18 protein-coding genes are annotated in these 18561 nt (G+C 62.5%); 7 read left to right on the top strand and 11 right to left on the bottom strand.

What is annotated here, in order from left to right; translation table 11 throughout:
* The first annotated feature begins 144 nt into the window (after positions 1 to 144).
* From NKI39_RS17560 to NKI39_RS17545, 4 genes are all read left to right on the top strand, one after another.
* Positions 145 to 570 carry an NUDIX hydrolase gene (locus NKI39_RS17560; RefSeq protein ID WP_352833244.1) on the top strand — a complete coding sequence of 142 codons (426 nt, stop codon included), beginning with the start codon at positions 145 to 147 and terminating at the stop codon, positions 568 to 570.
* 48 nt (positions 571 to 618) lie between these two features.
* The gene (locus NKI39_RS17555) at positions 619 to 996 is read left to right on the top strand and encodes a TIGR02301 family protein (RefSeq protein WP_023677748.1); all 378 of its coding nucleotides are present in this window, start codon (positions 619 to 621) and stop codon (positions 994 to 996) included.
* Positions 997 to 1368: 372 nt separating this feature from the next.
* On the top strand, positions 1369 to 1626 hold the full coding sequence (locus tag NKI39_RS17550; protein WP_023677749.1) for a hypothetical protein: 258 nt from the start codon (positions 1369 to 1371) through the stop codon (positions 1624 to 1626).
* Positions 1627 to 1706: 80 nt separating this feature from the next.
* Positions 1707 to 2507: a hypothetical protein gene (locus NKI39_RS17545; RefSeq protein WP_352833241.1), complete on the top strand. Its 801-nt coding sequence runs from the start codon at positions 1707 to 1709 to the stop codon at positions 2505 to 2507.
* Here the strand turns inward: NKI39_RS17545 and NKI39_RS17540 are convergent.
* Positions 2504 to 3835, bottom strand: a complete 1332-nt coding sequence (locus NKI39_RS17540) for a dihydroorotase (protein WP_352833238.1) — start codon at positions 3833 to 3835, stop codon at positions 2504 to 2506. The two genes, NKI39_RS17545 and NKI39_RS17540, sit on opposite strands and share 4 nt — an antisense overlap.
* An 83-nt stretch (positions 3836 to 3918) precedes the next feature.
* Between NKI39_RS17540 and ygfZ the strand changes: the two genes are divergently transcribed.
* The 3 genes from ygfZ (at position 3919) to NKI39_RS17525 (ending at position 7614) form a co-directional block, all read left to right on the top strand.
* Positions 3919 to 4779, top strand: a complete 861-nt coding sequence (ygfZ, locus tag NKI39_RS17535; RefSeq protein WP_352833235.1) for a CAF17-like 4Fe-4S cluster assembly/insertion protein YgfZ — start codon at positions 3919 to 3921, stop codon at positions 4777 to 4779.
* A complete protein-coding gene (locus NKI39_RS17530; RefSeq protein ID WP_023677753.1) occupies positions 4779 to 5411 on the top strand; it encodes an HD domain-containing protein in 633 nt (210 codons plus the stop codon). The genes ygfZ and NKI39_RS17530 overlap by 1 nt, the downstream gene beginning before the upstream one ends.
* Positions 5412 to 5475: 64 nt before the next feature.
* A complete protein-coding gene (locus NKI39_RS17525) occupies positions 5476 to 7614 on the top strand; it encodes a putative bifunctional diguanylate cyclase/phosphodiesterase (RefSeq protein WP_352833232.1) in 2139 nt (712 codons plus the stop codon).
* A 129-nt stretch (positions 7615 to 7743) separates the two neighbouring features.
* On the opposite strand, the gene NKI39_RS17520 is transcribed toward NKI39_RS17525, so the two are convergent.
* From NKI39_RS17520 to NKI39_RS17475, 10 genes are all read right to left on the bottom strand, one after another.
* Positions 7744 to 8016 carry a DUF3303 domain-containing protein gene (locus tag NKI39_RS17520; RefSeq protein WP_352833230.1) on the bottom strand — a complete coding sequence of 91 codons (273 nt, stop codon included), beginning with the start codon at positions 8014 to 8016 and terminating at the stop codon, positions 7744 to 7746.
* A gap of 22 nt (positions 8017 to 8038) precedes the next feature.
* Positions 8039 to 9502: a RimK family ATP-grasp domain-containing protein gene (locus NKI39_RS17515; RefSeq protein ID WP_352833227.1), complete on the bottom strand. Its 1464-nt coding sequence runs from the start codon at positions 9500 to 9502 to the stop codon at positions 8039 to 8041.
* Positions 9499 to 10605, bottom strand: coding sequence for a peptidase C39 family protein (locus tag NKI39_RS17510; protein ID WP_352833224.1), 1107 nt, complete (start codon positions 10603 to 10605; stop codon positions 9499 to 9501). The genes NKI39_RS17515 and NKI39_RS17510 overlap by 4 nt, the downstream gene beginning before the upstream one ends.
* Positions 10606 to 10814: 209 nt before the next feature.
* Positions 10815 to 11606, bottom strand: a complete 792-nt coding sequence (locus NKI39_RS17505) for an anti-sigma factor family protein (protein WP_352471054.1) — start codon at positions 11604 to 11606, stop codon at positions 10815 to 10817.
* Entirely contained in the window at positions 11603 to 12121 is a 519-nt protein-coding gene (locus NKI39_RS17500; protein ID WP_023719875.1) for a sigma-70 family RNA polymerase sigma factor, read from the bottom strand. The genes NKI39_RS17505 and NKI39_RS17500 overlap by 4 nt, the downstream gene beginning before the upstream one ends.
* Positions 12122 to 12275: 154 nt before the next feature.
* Positions 12276 to 14993 (bottom strand): DUF2339 domain-containing protein, encoded by a 2718-nt coding sequence (locus NKI39_RS17495; RefSeq protein ID WP_352833221.1) that lies wholly within the window; start codon positions 14991 to 14993, stop codon positions 12276 to 12278.
* 37 nt (positions 14994 to 15030) lie between these two features.
* A complete protein-coding gene (locus NKI39_RS17490) occupies positions 15031 to 15252 on the bottom strand; it encodes a hotdog family protein (protein WP_352833219.1) in 222 nt (73 codons plus the stop codon).
* A gap of 97 nt (positions 15253 to 15349) precedes the next feature.
* On the bottom strand, positions 15350 to 16138 hold the full coding sequence (gene recO, locus NKI39_RS17485) for a DNA repair protein RecO (protein ID WP_352833216.1): 789 nt from the start codon (positions 16136 to 16138) through the stop codon (positions 15350 to 15352).
* Positions 16139 to 16255: 117 nt separating this feature from the next.
* Entirely contained in the window at positions 16256 to 17344 is a 1089-nt protein-coding gene (locus tag NKI39_RS17480) for a porin (RefSeq protein ID WP_352540773.1), read from the bottom strand.
* Positions 17345 to 17706: 362 nt separating this feature from the next.
* A complete protein-coding gene (locus tag NKI39_RS17475; protein WP_352833213.1) occupies positions 17707 to 18411 on the bottom strand; it encodes an antitoxin Xre/MbcA/ParS-like domain-containing protein in 705 nt (234 codons plus the stop codon).
* Positions 18412 to 18561 lie beyond the last annotated feature (150 nt).

Genomic DNA, 18561 nt, shown 5'->3' with positions numbered 1-18561 from the left:
TCGAGAACACCCATGGCTGCCTCCAAAAGACAGCCTTGAATCTGATTTGCTCAGCCTTGGGAATCCCAAGAGTCCACACGACCTAAAGCTGTTCGCCGGCGGCCGGTCCACAACGGGCTATGCCAATCGAGCGATCCGAAGCCCATGGAAGCACGCAAGATCATTCCGGCAGTCTCGGTCTGCGTGGTGCGCGAGAACACGGTGCTGCTGGTCAAGCGGGCCAGGCCGCCCTCGCAAGGTCTCCATGCCTTTCCCGGCGGCAAGGTCGAAGCCGGCGAGACGCTGGAACAGGCAGCACAGCGCGAATTGCTGGAAGAGACCGGATTGCAGGCGCGCAGCTACCGGCCGCTGCGGGAAATCCACATCGACGGCAGCGGCGACGGGCATCCGGTCGACTACTGGCTGACGGTGTTTGGGGCCGAGTATGCTGGCGGCGAGGCGGTGGCCAGCGACGATGCCGAGACCGCGGCTTTCTATACGCTGGCCGAAATGACAGCGATGCCGCTCGCCGATGCAGTGTTTGAAATTGCCGACGATCTACTCGGTCCCGACAAAGACGGCGAGATCTGAGCCAGAGAATCGCCTTGCAGGCGACAAATTGTTTCAGCACAAGGACCCATGAGCCGCACGTCTTCGTTTCTCGCCGCATGCCTCGCCGTCAGTGTGGTTGTCGGTGCGCGCCCGGCGATTGCCGCCGAAGCACCGTTCGAGCCCGGGCTGATGCGGCTGGCGGAAGTGCTCGGCTCGCTGCATTTCCTGCGTAATCTGTGTGGCGAGAAGGGCGATCGGTGGCGAGCCGAGATGGAAAAACTGATCGCATCGGAAAATCCGAACCCGGAGCGGCGCGCCCGCTTCATCGCCAGCTTCAACCGCGGCTACCGGTCGTTCGGCGGTACTTATACGCAATGCACGGCCTCGGCGACGGAAGCCATCAGCCGCTACATGAAGGAAGGCGAGACGCTGTCTCGCGACATCGCCTCGCGCTACGGAAACTGACGGCGGCAGCCGCTTTGCGAAAAAGCCGCATCAAGGGTCGGCGCCGTTGCGGCGGACGCGTTCGACGCTTCTCCGCTTGCCTCGAGTGAGGTCTTGGTGCAAACCTGATGTTGCACTTTTGCAACTATGTTAACGAAACGTTAGCGCGCAGATGTGAAATTAACTCAAACTGAAGGTTTCCGTCCCCTTGGCCTGCCTAATCGGCTAAGTTTGAAACGGATCGGACGCAGGTTTGCTGGACGCGACGGAATTTGTAGACGACGACCAAAAAAATGTCGCATTTACAAATACTTACTGCGCCTGCGTGTAAAAGGGACAACTCAAGCTTGATCCCTGTCCAACGGATCACCGCTTGAAAGGGTGGACATCGCAATGGAACATGGCGTCAACGACATCGACGCGCTGGTCAGGGAAGAAAAGCGCCTGACCGCCGTGGAAAGCCACAGCGAAGCCTGGGCAGAAGGATTGTCGGCCGGGATCGAGCCGGAAATCATCGCCGAGGCGGCCCTCGAAACGGCATTCGGCGAAATGCTGCGCACCAATGGCGAGACCTCGGCGCTTGCCCTGCTCGATCGCATGCGTGAAAAGGTGATTGCCGGGGCCTTCGAGCCCGAAAGACTGCGTCACTGACCCCCGTTCTTTGACGACGGCGCGCCGCCGGACATCATGTCCGGGCACATGGATGGGCTGGAACCAGGGAGTAGCAGGCGGTGAATTTTTTGATATCAGGCAAGCCGCGCGGCCTGGTCCTCAGCATTTGGTTCACCGCTTCCTGCGCGATGATTCCTTCTGCACTGTTTCTTGCGAGCAGTCCCTCTCAAGCCCTCAGCGAGATCAAGCGCGAAGACCTTCCCTCACCGGTCACACCGCCGCCCGACGCTGACATGTCGCCGCCCGGAAGTACCGTGCCGATGCCCGGCCCGCTCGGCACGACGCCACAGGCCAGCCAGCCGACGCCATCCGACGAGCCGGAACAAACCGAACCGAAAGGGCCGGCCAACGATGGCGGCATGGCCAATCCGCATGTCGATCCGGACGCGCCCGTGCCCGAAGTCGTCTACGACCTGGCCAAGTTGCCGGAACCGGTCAGGCGCATGCACGATCTGATAGTCGAGGCCTGCAAAAGCGGCGACATCGAAAAACTTCGGCCGCTGATCGGCAAGGGCGACACGATGACCCAATTGTCGCTGGGGGACATCGAGGGCGACCCGATCGCCTTCCTGAAGGGCCTTTCGGGCGATACGGAAGGCCAGGAGATCCTCGCCATCCTGGAAGAAGTGCTCAGTGCCGGTTTTGTCCATGTCGATGCCGGCACGCCGCAGGATCTCTATGTCTGGCCCTATTTCTTCGCCCTGCCACTGGACAAGCTCGACGCCAGACAACGGGTCGAGCTGTTCAAGATCGTCACCGCCAGCGACTATGACGACATGAAGCAGTTCGGTGCCTACATTTTCTACCGCGTCGGCATCACGCCGACCGGACAATGGACGTTCTTCGTCGCCGGCGACTAGCGCGCCAGCGCCTCGGAAAATTCCACCGCCCTGCCCTGGCTTGGCGTGACGATCTCGCCTTCCCACATCACGCGCCGGCCGCGCACGATGGTGCCGACGGGCCAGCCGGTCACCTGCCTGCCGTCATAAGGCGTCCAGCCGGCCTTGGAGCCTTGCTGGGCGTTGGCGATGGTCTCGCGGCGCTTCAGATCGACGATGGTCAGATCGGCATCGTAGCCGGCGGCAATACGGCCTTTCCTGGCGATGCCGAAAATACGCTGCGGGCCGTGGCTGGTCAGGTCGACAAAGCGCTGCAACGTCAGCCGGCCGGCGTTGACATGATCCAACATGATCGGCACCAACGTCTGCACCCCGGTCATGCCGGACGGCGACGCCGGATAAGGCTTTGCCTTCTCGGCCAGCGTGTGCGGCGCATGGTCGGAGCCGAGCACATCAACGATGCCTTGCGCAACGCCGTACCAGACCCCGTCGCGATGGCGCGTGGCGCGCACCGGCGGGTTCATCTGGATCAGGGTGCCCAACTGCGCATAATCATCGGCGCTCAGCGTCAGATGATGCGGCGTCGCCTCGCAGGTCGCGACATCCTTGTGCTGTTCGAGGAAGCCTACCTCCTCGGCGGTCGAGATGTGCAGCACATGGATCCGGGCGCGGACCTGGCGCGCGATGCGCACAAGGCGCTCCGTGCAGCGCAACGCAGCGATCTCGTCGCGCCATACCGGATGTGAGGACGGATCGCCCGCGATGCGCTCGCCAAGCCGCTCGCGCAGCCGGAACTCGTCCTCGGAGTGAAAGGCGGCGCGGCGGCGTGTGTTCCTCAGGATCGAGGCAACGCCTTCGTCGTCCTCGACCAGCAGGTCGCCGGTGGACGAGCCCATGAAAACTTTTATGCCGGCCGCACCAGGCAGCCGCTCGAGATCGCCAGCGTCTTTTGCATTGTCGCGGGTCCCGCCAACCCAGAAGGCAAAGTCGCAATGCATGCGGCCGGTGGCACGCCGCACCTTGTCGGCAAGGGTTGCCTCACTGGTGGTCAGCGGATTGGTGTTCGGCATCTCGAAGACGGCGGTGACGCCGCCGAGCACCGCTGCCCGCGAGCCCGTCTCCAGATCTTCCTTGTGCTCCAGGCCCGGCTCGCGGAAATGCACCTGGCTGTCGACGACGCCCGGCAGGATGTGCAGCCCACGGCAGTCGATCGTCTCACCGGCCGACGCCTGGCGGAGGTCGCCGATGGCAGCGATGCGCCCACCATTGATGCCGACGTCGCGAAAACCCTGGCCGTCGTGATTGACCACGGTGCCGCCTGTCAGGATGAGATCGTAGATGGGGGCCATACGGATCCGGTCTCTTGCGGGGGAAGTGCCAGCGGCTTACGTAATGGCCGATAGTTTTGCAAGATCAGGCTCGTTTTCCCACCATGCCCTTTGCCCCGCTCAGAGATCGCGCACTCGTTTCCGTGTCCGGGCCGGATGCCGAGCACTTTTTACAGAACATCCTGACCACCGACCTCGACGTGCTCGGCAGCAGCGAAGCAAAGCCCGGCGCGCTGCTAACGCCGCAAGGCAAGATCCTTTTCGACTTCCTGATCTCGCGCGCCGGCGAAAATGCTTTCCGACTTGAATGCCGTACCGAGACCGCCGATGATTTCATGCGACGGCTGACGCTCTACAAATTGCGCGCCAAAGTCGAAATTGCCAAGCTGGATCAGCCGGTTGTGGCCGTCGCATGGGGAAGCGATTCAACCGCTTCGCAATTTGAATCAGCACCGTTTGCTGATGCGCGGTTTGTCGATACTGCCGTCAAGCGCTTCTATGATGACACCGCAGATGGCGGCGACCTTGCCGCATGGCAAGCCTTTCGCATCGTCCATGGCATTGCCGAAAGCGGCGCGGACTACCAGCTCGGCGACGCTTTTCCGCATGACGTGCTGCTCGACGAGATCGGCGGTGTCGGCTTCAAGAAAGGCTGCTACGTCGGCCAGGAGGTCGTCTCGCGCATGCAGCATCGCGGCACTGCCAGGCGTCGGGTGTTGATTGTCTCGGCCGGACGCACCCTGCCCACTTCGCGCGCAGAGTTGACCGTGGAGGGGCGACCGGTCGGCACGCTTGGCTCGACCGCGGCCAGGACAGGCCTTGCCATTGCCCGCATCGACCGGGTCAAGGCAGCGCTCGACGCCGGCCTGCCGATCCTGGCGGAGGATGTCGCCGTGTCGCTCGCTATCCCGTCCTGGGCGAAATTCAGCTTTCCGCAGGAAGCCATCGGCGCGGAGGACGCCTGATGGCTGCCGATCGCGCCGGGGCGCCGCCGCGCGCCTGGCAGCGCATGCTGTCCGGCCGACGGCTCGATCTGCTCGATCCCTCGCCGCTCGACATCGAGATCTCCGATATTGCCCATGGCCTTGCCCGCGTCGCACGCTGGAACGGCCAGACCAGAGGCGATCACGCCTTTTCGGTCGCCCAGCATTCGCTGCTGGTCGAAACGCTTGTCGGCGAGCTGATGCCGGATGCCGACGCCGACGCGCGGCTGGCGGCGCTGCTGCACGACGCGCCGGAATATGTCATCGGCGACATGATCTCGCCGTTTAAATCCGTGATGGGCGGCAGCTACAGGGATTGCGAGATCAGGCTGCAGCGCGCCATCCATCTGCGCTTTTCACTGCCGGCCGAACTCGACGCGGGACTGCGCAAGGAGATCAAGCGAGCGGATCAGATCGCCGCTTATTTCGAAGCAACGCTGCTTGCGGGTTTTTCGACGGCAGAGGCGACGGAGTTCTTCGGCAGGCCGCGCGGCTTCAACGCCGAGCGCTTCGACGTCACGCCGCGCTCGGTGACTTGGGCGCAGAATGCCTTTCTCAAACGCTTTGCGGCGATCGAAAAGTCGCGACGCCAGACTGCCGTTCCAGCCGGCTGAAAACGGTAAATTAACCGGCAGGGACAACAGTGCCATGGTTAACCATGGTCCATAGGCTTGCCTCATGCCCGTTGCCGGTATCAAGGCTGGTTCGTCCGTCCGCCGACAGAGGGCCAAAGGCGTTGGTCAGCCGCAACCTATTGAAGACGAGCTGCGCGAACAGAACGAGCGTTTTTCGGCAGCGGTCGAGAACATGTCGCATGGCCTGTGCATGTTCGATGCCGATGAACGGATGATCATCTGCAACAGGAACTACATCAGTATCTTTCGCCTCGACGCCGAAGTGGTGCGCCCCGGCGTCCGGTTTTTCGACATCCTCCAGCACAGCGTGGATATCGGCATCGCCTCGCAAAGCGCTGAGCAACTCTATGCTATCCGCAAGCCCTATATCGACCAGGCAAAACCTTCCACCTATGAGGAAACGCTTGCAGACGGGCGTATCGTCAACATTTCGCACCGGCCGCTGGCGTCAGGCGGTTGGGTATCGATCTACGAGGACATCACCGAGCAACGGCGCGCCGAGCAGGAGTTGAAGGAGCAGCACCGCCGTTTCGACGCGGCACTTGCCAACATGTCGCAAGGCCTTTTGATGTACGATGCGGATGGCAAGCTGATCGTGCGCAACGAACGTTTCCTGGAACTTTATCATGTCAGCCCGGCCGACTTCCCGCTTGGTATGAGCCACCGTGATGCGTTCAAGCGGCTGCTGGAACTGGGCATTTATACAAAGCTCGACCCCGACAGCGAAATCTCGCAAATCGAAGCCTGCCTGCGGGCGGGGAAAACACACGTAACGCATCGCCATCTCGCTGATGGCAGAACGCTGCTGGTTGCGCGCCGGCCGATGAGCGGCGGCGGCTGGGTCGCGACGTTCGACGACGTGACCGAGCGCAGGCGCGTGGAAGAGCGCATGACCCATCTTGCGCACCACGACACACTGACCAACCTGCCCAATCGCTCGATGCTTCGCGAACGGCTCGACCAAGCCCTGAGTGAGACGAGAGACGGATCGCTGGCGATATTCTCGCTCGACCTCGATCACTTCAAGGCAGTCAACGACACTTGGGGCCATCCTTCCGGCGACTGGCTGCTGAAATGCGTGGCCGAACGGCTGCAACGGTGCCTGCGCAATGAAACGGACGTTGTCTCCCGCTTCGGCGGCGACGAATTCGTCATCATCCAGTTCAATCTCAAAAGCCCGGGCGACGCGGAAAAGCTGGCCAAACGCATCGTCGAGATCATCGGAAAGCCGTTTCGCGACAAAAGACACGACATGCGTGTCGGCATCAGTCTCGGCATCGCGCTGTTTCCGAATGACGGCAAGGACGCCGACACTTTGCTGAAAAATGCCGATATGGCGCTCTATCGGGCAAAGAGCGAAGGGCGCAACCTGTACCGCTTCTTCGAACCAGCCATGGACGCGATGGTGCGGGCACGCCGGGCGCTCGAAATCGATCTCAGGGCAGCGCTGTCGCGCCGGGAATTCGAGCTGGATTTCCAGCCGATCATGAACATCGCCTCCGGCGAAATCGTCGGTGCCGAAGCCTTGATGCGCTGGCGTTCGCCGGTGCGCGGCCTGGTACGGCCGGACGACTTCATTCCGGCCGCCGAGGAGACCGGGCTGATCGTGCCGCTTGGAGAATGGGCGCTGCGAAAAGCCTGCACGACCGCGGCAGGCTGGGCGGCTTGGCGCATCGCCGTCAATGTCTCCGCCGTACAGATCAAAAGCGGTACCTTTGCCCGCAGCGTTATCTCGGCCCTGGCGTTCTCGGGCGTGCCGGCCAACCGGCTTGAACTGGAAATCACCGAAACGGTGCTGATGGACGAGAGCGATCTGGTGCTCAAGACACTCAGGCAGCTACGCGATCTGGGCGTCCGCATCGCGCTGGATGATTTCGGCACCGGCTATTCGTCGCTGGGCTACCTCAGGCGCTTTCCCGTCGACAAGATCAAGATCGATCGCTCTTTCACCCGTGACATCGACAGTCACGATACCGCGGCGATCGTGCGCACCATCATCGGGCTTGGCGCACAGCTGGGCATCACCGTCACCGCCGAAGGTGTCGAGACCGAAGCGCAGCTTGAATTCCTGCAAAAGGAGGGTTGTGTCGAGGCCCAGGGCTATTTGATCGGGGTGCCGTCAAAGGCGTCGGACATTAATCGGCTGCTGAAGTCGAGCGCGACGATCCGGCAGTCCGGCTAAGTGCGACAGTCTCGCGGAAGCGCGGGCAACCGGCTTAGATCTCCTTGGGATGACACTCGATCCGCGTGTTAATTCCTTGATAGAAGAAGGCGGCATTCAGCTGTGGCGAACCAGGAGGTTCCCAACGGGTCAGAGATGTCCGCTCAATGCCTCCACCATATCCTTGTTCGTCGCCACGGGAACGATCTCGAATTCGACCAGATCCGCCCATTCGATGACCCACCGCTGCAGGAGTGTGACGTCATCGGCCTCCACCACCAAGAAGCAGCGGCTCATATCCGCTGCGATCCAGCTGTGGTGCACGAGAAGCGCGTCCGGCTTCAGGCGGCCCTGGTCGCGGAAACGGCGGTAGATCTCCTTGCGGTCGCAGCCGCGAAAATCCTCGGTTACGAAGAACAGCATCTTTTTCCCCTCAGTTCGGATATTATCGCCCCGGCCGGTCCAGCCGCTCCAGGAACCACTGCGTCAGCCGCACCCAGACCTCGTCTTTTTCGCCGGAGTCTTCCCAGCCGTGGTCGAGGTTGGGGTTGTCGTTGACCTCGATGACGAAGACGCCGTCCCTGGTTTCCTTGAGGTCGACGCCGTAGAGGCCGTCGCCAATGCAGCGCGCCGCGCTCACCGCCGTCTCGACGACATGGGCCGGTGCTTCCTTCAGGGTGAACGTCTTGATGCCGCCCTGGTCGGGCTTGCCGTTGGCCTTATGATTGACGATCTGCCAATGTTTCTTGGCCATCAGATAATGGACGGCGAACAAGGGCTGGCCGCCGAGGACACCGACGCGCCAGTCATATTCCGTCGGAATGAATTTTTGCGCGATCAGGAGGTCGGAATCCTCCAGCCATTCGGTTGCGAGCGTCTTCAACTCTTCAAAGGTGCCGCATTTCTTGACGCCGCGCGAAAACGAGGAGTCCGGGATCTTCAGCACCAGCGGGAAGCCCAGCGTCTGTGCCGCAACTTCCAGGTCCGAAGTGCCAGCAATCATCACCGTCGGCGGCACCGGTACCTTGTTGTAGGTCATCAGCTCGTTGAGATAGACCTTGTTGGTGCAGCGGATCATCGACAGCGGATCGTCGATGACCGGCATACCTTCCTGCTGGGCGCGGCGGGCAAAGCGGTAGGTATGATTGGAGATCGAGGTGGTCTCGCGGATGAACAGCGCGTCGTAGTTGGCGAGCTTGGCCAGATCCCGCTTGGTGATCGGCTCGATTTCGACGCCCATCTTTTCAGCGATCTTGGCCCAGTGGCGCAGCGACGAAATCTCCGACGGCGGCAGTTCCTCATGCGGATCGACCAGCGTGGCGAAAGTGTAGCGCGCCGGCGTGCGGCCCTTGGTGTCGCGCCACTCGCGGTTGGTGTAGGTCTCCAGGGACTGGAGAAAGTGCGTTTCCTCGTCCTCGGTCATCCTGGCCAGGGGATGGAACCCGATCTTGCGGATCGAGGCCCATTCGGCGCTGTCCCTGATGTGAACCTCGAGCGCCGGGGCACGGAACCAGTCGAACAGAAGTTTTGCGAAGCGGTCCCAGATCCTGGATGGTCCGATGCCGAAGAAGATGCAGACCTTCTGCGGAAAAGCGCCGCCCAGGTCCTTGCGGCACTTGTTGAGTGCGAGTTCGAGTTCCGGCAACGCGTGCTCATAGAGCTTGCGTTCTGACAGGTCGATCATCGTTTCGACCGTCGGGATGACCTTATGGCCGCGCGAACCGGCAAGCAGCGACGCGTAATAGCCGCGGCTCTGGTAGCCGTAATTGTTCGACAGGTTGATTACCTTCGGCCGCTGACCGCGAAACAGTGCCGGATGGGCAAGGTAGTCGCGATTGGTGATGATCTTGTGCGGCGTCGCCACTTGGTCGAGATCGTTCTGCCGGCCGGTAAGGATGACCCAGGTCATTGGCTGTCGCGCTTTCCGAGAGTGATGGCGGCGCGCAATCCGTCGCGGCCGAATTGCGCCATGTTCATGAAGATGCCGTAAGGCACGGGAATGTTGGCAGCATCGAGGATCGTCTCCTGCCGCTCGTCCTCGACCCAAGGGTCGTGGATCAGGATATGATCGCCGTCGTCACCGATGGCCAATACCCAGTGCGGAACCTTCTTGCCGAACATCAGGAAGCCGCTGATCAGGACCAGTACCAGTTTTCCCTCTGCGATCGCGGTGCGAATGTCGTCAAGCCCGAATGAACGGTAATTCACCGGGATGCCGTAAAGTTCCGCGCGGCGGCGAAAGTCGACCTGCGCCAGCTCCATCACCCGGCGCTTGTCCTCGCTGCGCACCGACTGCAGGAACAGCGCGCCGTAGAAGGAGACATAGATCTCAGCAGCAAGCCCGCTCTCATAGCCGGCGACGGCCAGCCCGAACGGTTCGCAGCCGCCCGGCCCCGACATCATGAAAACGGTCGTCGCCTCACGCCACAGCCTGATTTCCATAACCGGATCCGGCACGAATCCGGGGTCGAAGTTAGCCATCGCCATCATCAGGCAGCATGGTCCGCAGGTGAATTCGCAAGTCTGCTGATAAAACGGCACTTCGGTGGCGACCGGAATGTCGCCGCGCAAGGTCTTTTCATAGCGCAGCGCAGTGGCGCCATCCTCGTAGTAGCCCGGTTCGCGACCGATCTTGCGGTAGCCGCTCTGCTCGTAGATCTGGATGGCGCGCGGGTTGTCCTCGCGGACTTCCAAACGAAGCATCATGCGGCCATGCTCGAAAGCGGCGGCTTCAGCCTGTTCCAGCAGCAGGCGGCCAACGCCGCGGCCGCCGAAAAATGGACCGACGGCGATCGAATAAAGCCGCGCGACGCCGCTGCCCTTGCGAAACAGCACGACCGCATAGCCGGCGACGTGGCCATCGTTCTCGCCAACCAGCAGTTCGGCGGTGTCGCGTTCGATCAGTTGGCGAAAAGAGCGGCGAGAAATGCGGTCGCTCGAGAAAACAGCTTTTTCGATGGCGGCGAGGTCATCGACGTCGGACGCGCGGGCCTTGCGAATCTCGGCAGGCATGCGGGCTCAGAAAACCTCGATTGGGTTGTGGAAACTGCCCTAGTCTAAACATCGGTCACACCAGCCGAAGTGCCAGCATTCAGCAAGCGCTATCGCACCTCGATTAGGGCCGAATTGTGACAGTTTTCAAGGCAGGCAGGTCGCGCAAAGGCTTTGAAACGACCTTCGTGTTTCGGCATCGGCGCGGCTCCGGAAAAACGAGATCCTGCTCAGCTTTTCAAGCCCGCCAGAAGCTGGCCATAGGCGCTCTTGGCCACTGCGGCCAGCTGCTCGCGCGGCAGCGATCCGACGACGGCGCAGCCATAACCCTTGTCCAGCCAGTAGACGGCCTCAGGACCATCTTCTTCCCCATAAGTGCCCTTGGCCTTGGCTGCCGATTCGGCGATGACGAAGAGCGAAATGCGCTCGCCCTTGTCGTCCTCGTAAAGCAGCATCGCGGCCTTGCCCTGGCCGGCAGGCAGCAGCCGGCCACCGACCAGTTGGAAACCTTGCGCCGCCAGATCCGGTGCGACGAGCTTCAAACCCACCTGGTTCGACAACCAGCTCTGCAAATGATCCTTGTCGCTTGCCGGCACTTCCACCGCATGCCGCTTTTCGGCGGCATAGATGACATGGGCGGCGATCGCCTCTTCGGCAAGCTGGTCTTCGGCCGTGTTTTCCAGGCCGAGGCGGCCGATGCCGGCAAGGTAGCCGCCAGCGCCGCCAATCACCAGGATGGCGGCAGCGGCGGCCGCAAGCCACCAACGCGAGCGCGATGGCGACACTCTGACCACCGGCGCCTCGCCAAGCACCACCTTGGTCAGCCGCACCGGGACGGGCTCGTCCAGCACGCCGTTAAAGGCTGCGCGCAACGCTGCCCGGTCGGCGGCGTAGCGTGCGCTCCTGGCCTTCATCTCGGCATTGGCCTCGAGCCATGCCTCATAGGCCGTCCGCTCATCGCCCGGCAACTCGCCATCGAGAGCCATGTGGATGTCGCGTTCGGAGAAATCGCGTCGGCTCATTTCTCGACGATCCTTATCGACCGGCGGCGCGCGGTATCATCAAGCAGCGCGCGCAGTTCCTCGCGCCCGCGCGCGATGCGCGACATCAAGGTGCCGGCGGGAACCCCAAGGATGTTGGCGGCTTCGGCGTAGGAAAACCCTTCGATGGCGACCATCACAAGTGCCGCGCGCCGGTCAGGGCTGATCGCCTGCAGCGCGTCGACGATCTCGCGCGAGGCGATGCTCTCGACCTGCTCGGCGGGTGCTGCCTGCGCCTCGCTCGCCTCGAGCGGCAGCATCGCTGCCTCGCCGCGCCGGTTCACCTTGCGCATCTGGTCGATGAACAAATGATGCATGATCGTAAACAGCCACCTCCTGGGGCTTTCTCCTGTCTGCCAATTGTCGAGCCGCACAAGTGCCCGCTCGAGACAATCCTGGACGAGATCGTCAGCGGAATCGCGGTCGCGCAACAGCGAGCGTGCATAGCGGCGCAGACGCGGTATTTCACCAAGGATTGCTGCCTTCTTTTCGTCCATGACCGCTGGTTCTGGGGGGCCCTGTCCGTGGTGATTGAACGCGCCTTTGCAGCGCGGCGCAAGCGGCCAGCGCGAAGCGGTCCGCCGCCCCGGTCACCCAAGCAACTGAATAACGCTGCCAGTGGCAGGTTTATTCCCGGCCAAATTGAAATCGTCAGCTATTGCTCGTCTCGAGCTTTGCTTTCGCGGCCCTTGTCAGCAGCCGCTGATAGAACAGGCCGATGCCGATGAGCACCGCGCCGAGGCCGATGAAGGACAGCGCCCGCAACACGCCTTCCAGTTCCGACATGTCGAAGATGAAGACTTTGAGCACGGCGATCGAGATCAGCGCCGCCGACGCTATGCGAAGTACCTGCGACTTCAGCCAGACACCGGCGGTGAGCAGCGCCACGCCGATGACCAGCCACAGTGCCGAATAGGTATAGGTCTCGAGCTGGCCGAGACCGCTCCACAGCCCGATGAACTCGCCCTTGAACAGGCGCCTGACCGACAGCGTGGCATAGGCGAAGCCGAGCACCGCCGCCACCATCGCCAGCATCGCTGCATACCATTTCGGTCGTTTGTCGCGGGCATAGAGCGCCAGTGCGCCGGCCGCAACCGCCGGCAAGAGGTAGGCGAGGAACAGAAGGTTGAACACCGGAATGCTGCCGGTCGATTCATCCATCAGCAGCGGGTTCAGCGCCAGAAAATGCTGGAGGACGATGAACACGACCGAGACCACGCCCGCTGCAATCGAGCCGTAGCGCAGCACCGAACTTGGCGAGCGCATGTCGATGGCGACCAGGATGGCACCGGCACCGATGGCGATCAGCGTGTAGATCGCCTGTTCGGCAAGCGTCGCAGCAGCCGTATCGATGACGCCGCCATGCATGGCATGGCGCACCAGCATGGCGACGGTGAGCAGGGCAAACAGCGCGGCGCCGGCCTCCATTGCGAGGCGCGGTCGGCCGTTGGTGGTTCGGGCAAGCTGCCAGGCGGCAAAACCGAAAGCGAGCGCCGGCACGCCATATCCAAGCAGCAGCCAGTTGAACACCGGCGTCTTCGACAGGAACTCGGCACCGACGATGGTCGGGTCGAAGGCAGCGCGACCAAGCACTGCAATCACCGCACCAACGGAAATCCAGCCAAGCACCGGATAGCTACGCCAGCGCGTCGCCAGCGCCGGCACGGCGGCGGCTGCTCCGAGCAGGATGGTTGTCCAGCCGGAACCAAAGGCCATGTGCAGCATCAGCAGGCCGGCAATCGCCGCCCCGCCGAGCGCAAAGGAGACAGCAGCGTCGCCGGTTAGCGGCGGCGCTTCGCCGCGCGCTATCCACTCGCCGCCGGCGACGAAGACTCCGACCAAAACGGCTGCGACCGCCGCATAAGCAAGGTCTCGGTCGAGATTGCCGAAGGTAGCCCAGAGCGCCAGCAGGATGACCAGTGGCGCGACAGCGCTCCAGGCCGCCCATGCGGCGGCGCGCAGCCAGCCAGAGGCCGCAAAACGGCGCGCCGCCCAAAAGCCGGCGCCGATGAAGACTAGTCCGAGAGCGATGCCGACCCTGAGCATCAAGGCATCGGACGCCACGACCGGCATGCCGTCGACGCCGAGAGCGCCACCCGAAAAATCTGAAGCGATCGTGGTCGGCGGAATGATGCCGAGATAGACCAGTACCGTCGCCAGCCCGGCGGCGTGCAGCAGTGCAAGCGCCCGCGGCCGGTAGAGAGCCACCGCCACCAGGGCTGCGACAAGGGCGGCCCCCGGCAATGCACCGCGGATGGCGACGAAGGCCGGATCGACAAACAGGGCCAGCGCCGAAAGGCCGACGAAGAAGCCCGGCGCGATTGACGGCCAGTCGAAGCCGCTGCCAGCGCCCGCTTCGTCGCGGCGGCCAAGCCAGACGAAGGCGAGCACGGCCAGTGTCACCCCGTCGATAAAGAGGATGACGGCAAGGTTCGCCCCCGGCGCGTCGGTCATATAGAAGATGGTCCAGACGCCCGTGGCGACGAAGGCTGCGGCCATCAAAAGCCTCCAGTCGCGGATGCGAGCAATGACGCAGGTGGCGGCGAGCACGATCGCCAGATAGCCGAACAGCGCCCACGGATTGGGCGCCTGCGAGGCGACCAGCAGCGGCGTCACCATGGCACCGAGCAGGCCGACGCCGGCCAGCGCCTGACCGTGGACCAGGCTTGCCGCGATCGTCGCCACCCCGATGGCGCCGAGCAGCGTGAAAGCGAGCGTCGGGCCGATGAAGCCGTAAATGCTGTATGCGGCGTAGACGGTACCGAACAGGATGAAAGCGCCGGCCGCCGTCAGGATCGCCGGGATATAGGCACCGGCAGCACCTTGCACCGGCACCCTGAAGCCGGTGCGCCGGATGAACTCGCCGCCGGCGACCAGCACCAGCCCGAGTGCCGCCGCCATGACAAGCCGCACGCGTGGCCCGAAAATGCCGGCCTCGATGGTGTAGCGGATCAGAAACAAGCCACCCAGCGCCAGCGCGATGCCGCCGACCCAGACCGCCCAGCGGGTACCGAGCGCCGTTTCGACGTCGGACTGGCGAGCTGCCTTCGCCGCTGCCGCCGGTTGCGCCGACTCCGGCGCGGACGGCGCCGTTGTATCGGCATCGGCCTCTGTAGCTGACACGACCGCTGCGGGCCGTGGCGATACGGCCATGTCGGCTGTGACCGCAAGCGGGATTGCGGCATCCGCCGGTTTGCTGTCGTTTGCAGCCGGTTCCTTGGCTTGCGGCGACAGCGCAGGCGTGCCCGAAAGCACAAGGCTGCGCAAGGCGCCAAGCTCGCGCTCGATCAGGCCGATGCGGCTCTGCTGGCGTGAAATGATGACGAACAGCACGATGATGGCGACGAGGCCAATCAGGCCTTCAAACATGGCGGTTCCCCCAAACCAGGCCAGTTGTCACTGACATTCAATGTTCAGTGACATTCAAATGCGGCGGCCAAACGGCCGGTCCATTCAACGTGCCGCCAGATTGGCCGGAAAGATCGAGCATGTTTCGGTGCCGAAAGCCAGCAGCTTTGCCGTTGGCGTCCTTCAGCGCCGCTTCCGAAACCGTCAGCGTGCGGCCCTTGTGCACCACTTTGCCCTCGCACACCACCTCGCCCGTCCTTGGCGTGATCGGCCGCGTCAAATTCGCTTTGAACTCGGCCGTCGCATGGCCTCGCCCACCTGCGAAATGGTGCCAAGGCCGAGCGGCGAAACGTTTTCGGGATCAGGTTCAACTTCGCTCATCTGGTGGTTTCCCCGGTGGCGGTTTCCCCGGCGCTTGCCTTGCCGGATTCATGGCCGGGTGAATGATGCCTGCGCAAAGCGGCGAGAAACCCGGCGCGGGCGCCGGGAGGCTCGATGCCGCGCGGTTCGTAGACACGGCGGGTCAAAAAGAAGCCGGTCAGCCGGAAGGCGTCCTCGATCGCCGCCGGATCGGCGCGCAGCCCGGAGCCGCGCTGCAGGAAGGCAGGCAGCGCCAGCATCTTGTCGCGCCACGGCGCGCCCGCCGCCAGCGACACAGCGCGGCCGGATTTCGGCGAGACATAGGCAAGGTCCTGCCTGGTGCCGGTCGCCGCACACTGGCTGAGATCGAGGCCGAAACCGAGTTCGTCGAGTACCAGCAGCTCGAAGCGGGCCACCAGCTCGCCGGCGGCATCGGCATCGTCGAGATGAGCGATCATCACCGCAAGCGTCTCGTAAAGGCCGCCATGGGCGTCACGCTCAGGCAGAAGACGCAAATGCGCGGCCATCGTCTGCAGGCCGTAGACGGCAACGGCGCTGTCCATCAGCCGGGCGGCGTTCATCTCGATAGCCTCGATCTGGAAGGTGCCGAGATGCTCGTCGAGCCGCGCCCGCCACAACAGGTCGACGCGATTGCCGGGCTGCAAGACAGGCTGCTGTTTGCGCGAACGGCCGCCGCGCACGAGACCGAGATGGCGGCCATGCGCGCGTGTCATCACCTCAAGAATGGCGCTGGTTTCGCCATGCTTGCGGGTGCCGAGAATGATTCCCTCGTCGCGCCATTCCATGACGAGAGCTTGTCACCGGTTGGATGGCGAAATCAAGATGAGCGACGAATCCGCCGCCAAACCAAAACGGCCCGTAGCGTATCGCTACGGGCCGTTTTTTACGAGATCGTCGTTTGATCAGAACGAGCGCTGGAAGCGGAAGATGCCGCCGATTGCGTCGGCATCGTCGGCATCGAAATTGTCGTAATAATCGACTTCGGCGGTGATCGTGTAACCAGGAACGATGGTGTAGGCGACGTTGGCCGCAACGGCGAAGTCTTGGTCGTCGGTATAGGAGACCTGGGCGTTCAAAGAGGTCTTCTTGTTGACGGCATAGCTGCCGCCGCCCCAGACGGCAAAGTTGCCAGTCCACGGCTTGTAGAAGTTCTTCGCGACGTTGTCGTCGCTGCCGTAGCCCGCCATCACGAACAGGGTCAGGTCAGTAATCGGCTTGACGTCGAGGCGAGCTTTGCCGGCCCATTCTTCCGACGTGCTGTTATAGGCGCCGACCGCGGTGATCGCACCCCAGTCGCCCTTGTATTTCACGCCGCCGACGACAAACGGAACGTAGCTGTCGATCGACTGGTCAGCGCCGGAGCCCGTTTCGACCGAGGCGACTGCCGTAAAGCCATTACCGCCGTCGAAATAGTAACTGATCAGGTTGGTGTCCTTGGTGCCGTAAGGAATGATAGTGTCCTGGACGACGTTGCCGGCGTAACCGATGAACGAATCATAGACAGTTTCATCCTTACCGACGCGGAAACCTCCAAGCTGGATCCAGGCGAAGTTCAGGGTAACCGCCTTGTTGTCCTGCACGCTGAAATCAACACCGCTCACGGTGCGTTTGGTATTGCCGAAGTTGAAACGGGTCTCGGTATAGGTCTTCAACGTGCCGAGCTCGGTTTCCTGGCCGGTCCACGTCTTCAAATTGAAGCGGGCATTCTTGTTCCAGGTCTGCTGCTCGTCACCGTCCAAAAGGTCGTGTGTCGTCGCGCCATCGAAAACGCGGCCGGCGTCGCCGAAGCTTGCGTCATAGCGGACATAGCCGCCGATGCGCAGGCAGGTCTCGGTGCCGGGAATGTAGAAGTAGCCGGCGCCGTAGACGTCGCAAATCTTGACGTATTCGGCGGGTTCCGGCTCGGCGACCACAACAGCGTCGGCGGCGCGCGCACCGGAGACCGCGACGAATGCCGCGGCTGAGCCGAGAAGAAGGCTCTTGATATTCATTTTCTGACCTCTCCAGTCAAAGTTAAAAATGGCTTTGGATTCATGGGTTGAACGGCTGAACGCCTCACCCACGTCGAAAAAGGCGCGCACCGCACCCCCTCTTCAGGCGGCGAACATATTCATCCGCATTCCAGTCTCAATGACGATTCCAAAAATAATCAATGTTTGCATAACAGAATAAATCCATGTTGCACAAATATCACTTCACATTTTCTTCACACTTGCCCCCGGCACAAACGAGACACTGTCACAATTGTACAAAAATATACTTATGCCATTAGCCGGCAAACCGATCGGAATCCGACATACATTCCTTGTGCGTGTTCTTTTTTTAGAATAGACTTCTACCGTTGGCAGCGAGATCAAGTCGACTTCGCCATCGCTGCGTTCTGTGCGGCAAGAACGACTTCCGCCACCAGATCCCGTTTGAGCAGTTCAATGGGAATACGTCCGGCGAGGCCGGGCGCGGGGCCGATCAGCCACGACCAGGCATGCCGTGGATCGGGCATCGCGGATAGCACTTCCTTGATACCCGGCGCCGGCCTGCCGTCGATGAACTGGGCCAGGGGAAATACATGTTTGCGGCCACCGGTGCGCAACGCAACGACCGTGCCGCTGCGCTGCCAGCGATGCAGAGTCGAGCGCGATATGCCGAGATTGTGCTGCAGGAACGTCGACCCGGCGACCCGACCGGCCCAGTCCTCGACCCGCATCGCGTCGAGGTCGCCCGTTCCGGCCAGGCGTTGGATGTCTGCCCCTTGGCCGTCGTGCGCCGTCGACAGAGGCCTCCTGGCACGGCGTTCCGCAGCTTCGGCTGCCAATATCCGCACGAAACGCGACGCCATGCCGGGTAATCTTTCCCGCATGGTGTCGATCGCACTGATGTCGGTCGGCGCAAGCAACGCGACGGCGGCGGCAACGGCGCCGGCGACCCTGCCCGCTGCAACGACCGCATCGCTGTTCGTCACCTTGCCTTGCCGCGCCAGCACGCGCTCGATCTCAACAGCGACGGCGTCTGCAAACTCGGTCTGACGGATGGGGTCGATGCGATTCCAAGTCCCGGTCATGTCCTGATCTGGCTGTTTGCCTGCCGGTTCCGGTTTGCTCGGAAGCGGGTCTTTCGCACAGCCTATAGGCAGGGTGTATGACGGAGAGACGACAAACGGGAACCACGCGAGGTCGCAGTATCGGCAGGAGTTCCATTCGATCCACTGGCC

The organism is Mesorhizobium sp. M0664 (assembly GCF_040320565.1).
GTDB lineage: Bacteria > Pseudomonadota > Alphaproteobacteria > Rhizobiales > Rhizobiaceae > Mesorhizobium.
Note: the sequence above shows the minus strand (reverse complement) of the source record. Positions and strands in the feature narration are given on the sequence as shown.